The organism is Streptomyces sp. SID5643, from assembly GCF_009872555.1.
Lineage (GTDB): Bacteria > Actinomycetota > Actinomycetes > Streptomycetales > Streptomycetaceae > Streptomyces > Streptomyces iakyrus.
On sequence record NZ_WWIC01000173.1, the window covers coordinates 1 to 464 of the forward strand.

1 pseudogene is annotated in these 464 nt (G+C 67.7%); it reads left to right on the plus strand.

The features are described from left to right. Positions 1 to 464: pseudogene (locus tag GTY56_RS20660) on the plus strand (polyketide synthase); the annotation flags it as partial.

Sequence of the window (464 nt, forward strand, 5' to 3'; positions counted from 1 at the left end):
GTGGAGCGGTTGTCGGATGCGGTGCGTCATGGGCGTCGGGTGCTGGCGGTGGTGCGTGGTTCGGCGGTGAACCAGGACGGTGCGAGCAACGGGTTGACGGCGCCGAATGGTCCGTCGCAGCAGCGGGTGATCCGGCAGGCGTTGGCGGATGCGCGGTTGGGTGTGGGTGATGTGGATGTGGTGGAGGCGCATGGGACGGGGACGCGTCTGGGTGATCCGATCGAGGCGCAGGCGTTGCTGGCGACGTATGGGCAGCGGGATGCGGGGCGTCCTTTGTGGCTTGGTTCGCTGAAGTCGAATGTGGGTCATACGCAGGCCGCTGCCGGGGTGGCTGGTGTGATCAAGATGGTCATGGCGATGCGGCGCGGTGTCCTGCCCAAGACGCTGCATGTCGATGAGGCCTCCCCGCATGTGGACTGGTCGGCGGGGGCGGTGTCCTTGCTGACGGAGCAGGAGCCGTGGCC